The organism is Microcystis sp. T1-4 (genome assembly GCF_000297435.1).
GTDB lineage: Bacteria > Cyanobacteriota > Cyanobacteriia > Cyanobacteriales > Microcystaceae > Microcystis.
On the sequence record NZ_CAIP01000435.1, the window covers coordinates 1 to 2,513 of the forward strand.

Sequence of the window (2,513 nt, forward strand, 5' to 3'; positions counted from 1 at the left end):
GGCGCAAATCAGAAAGAATAGGACTAATTTCAGTTAAACCACTTTCTCTGGTCAGCGTAACTTCAACTTCAATAAATTGACCTACTAAATTTAAGTCATCGCCATTATTAAAAATTGTCCACGAAGCAATTTGTAAATCACTAAGATTGTTAGCTGTTTTAGCTCTAACGATTATATCCGTTCCTTGAGGAATACTTCCTTCTGCTTCGGTATTCCAAACAATATTTTCCCATTCTTGATTAACTCGTTGACTATTCTGAATTACAGACCAACGACCACCAGGGGAAGTAACAGTATTTAAGATGCTACCCGTCATATCACTATAATTATAGGGATCGGCTGTTTCACCTAGATAAACGGTCAAATCCACTGTATTGGTAAAAGGATCGATCCGCATGACATTATCTGAACCAAGATTTGTAACCCAAACTTTACCCAGAGAATCTACTGCTACCCCAGTTGGTTTCCCCCCGACTGGAATTGTTGCTAATAAATTACCATTATTGTCTAGTCTCGTTACTGTATTACTCTCTCTGTTGGCAATCCAAACGTTATTGTCAAAAGGTGTTACGGCTAAACCACCACTACCTGCACCGCCTGTAGAAAAAGCTCCTACAATATTACCTTGTGAATCTATTTTGTAAACTTGTTGTTCATAATAGGCAGCATTCCAGATAAAGCCATTGGTATCAATAGCCAAACCATAAGAGTTAGGTACATTAATAACTAAACTTTCTTTCGTTGCTGGATTGTAACGTAACAGTGCATTTTCGCTTAGACTAGCAGACCACAGAATTCCATTTCCGTCAACAAGACCACCATAACCTCCTGCACCAATTTCTCTCGCATCAAATGAATCAAGAATCTCCCCGCTTTCCCCATCAAGAAGGTGGAAATTACGCAACCCAAAAGGATAACCTCCCACCCAAAGATTGTTATTACGATCTACTGACACATGACGAACCGCTTCAGCATCTGGAACTCTTACATAATTTAAAATAGCGGAATCACTAGCAGTTTCCGTACCACCATCGGTATCAAGCTCTTCTGAGTTTGTCCAAGGACGGCGATCAAAAGTGTCGGGCAGTCCAGTCGGTGCATTCCAAACCCCTGTCGAAGTATTTGCATTACGAGGATTGGCTGAAATTTGGACAACTGAGCCATAAGGAAAATCTGAGTCAGCAAGGCCGCCATTCTCATTGCGATTTCCTAACCAAACGTCACCATCTAAATCAACAGTCGTTCTCGATGGATTACCACCTAGTCCATCAGGATGAGTTTGATACTCTCCTAATACTGCACCAAAGTTTTCTTCATCGGTAACGCCATCATCAAGATCATTATATCTTGTGTTGATTTTAACAACCCCACCTCGACCAGATAAAGCCACCCAAATATGATCAAATAAGGTTGCCAATGTATCATTTAGCTGTAACTGATTAGGTGCATTATAATTAACATTATTTAAGCTACCTTTTTGCCAATCATTATCGTCAGTAAAAATAAAGAAGCCAGAATTTACATAAACTTCCAAGATGTAATCTTGAACATCAACTCCTCCTTTCCCATCCTTGACTGTGATTTTAATAAGATGAGAGCCGTATTGTTCTAGGCTAGGATTAAAAAGTAACAAGCCTGTTTCTGAATCAATAGTAATTCCTTGGGTTTCTGTCTCTAATTCATAGGTTAAGGTATCACCATCAATATCTTCAGCTATTACTTGATACTGATAGTTGTTTCCAGCCAGAATTTCAGTTACAGGTTCAGAAGTAATTATAGGGGCATTGTTATCTCCAATGGATTGAGATACAAAAAGATTGTACTTTTGAGTCGCAATACCCCCCTTACCATCATCAACTTGTAAGGTTATCTCGGTTGCTCCTGAGACGGTGGGAGTGAATGTAACAACACCTGTATTTTGATTGATTACCAAGCCATTAGGGGCATTGATGACAGAATAGGTTAAATTATCATTGTCAGCATCAGTCGCATCAGCATCATAACGATATTCATTGTTGAGATTACCAGAAACGACGGGATTGGAAACGAATACTGGAGGACGATTTGGTTGAGAATCAATAACGTTGGTTACTACCCCTAAATTATAAGTTTGGGTATCCCTTCCCCCTTTACCATCTTCCACTGAAATAGAGATGTTATAATTGCCGATTGTTGGGGATTGCCAACTTAAAACACCAGTATTATTGTCAATGGTTAAACCATCAGGGGCAAGGGAGAGGGAGTAGAATAAGGTATCATTATCCGCATCAACGGCATTTGCATCATAACTATAATCATTACCGACAATAATCTTTAACTCAGGATTAGTCGTAAATTCAGGAGCATTATTCGCGGAAACAGCAGAAACAATTAAGTTACTGGGATTAATGACAAAACTAATTTTTTGGCTACTACTACCCCCTTTACCATCACTCACAGTATAAACAAAATTGCCCCCATTACCATTAACATCTGCTAGGGGTGTGTATAGCAAAGAAGTTAGAGAATTAATC

General features: G+C 39.0%; 1 protein-coding gene. It reads right to left on the reverse strand.

Annotated elements, in window-relative coordinates:
- On the reverse strand, window positions 1–2,437 hold a 2,437-nt coding region (locus tag MICAI_RS26655; protein WP_198285317.1), incomplete at its 3' end, for a Vgb family protein.
- Window positions 2,438–2,513 lie beyond the last annotated feature (76 nt).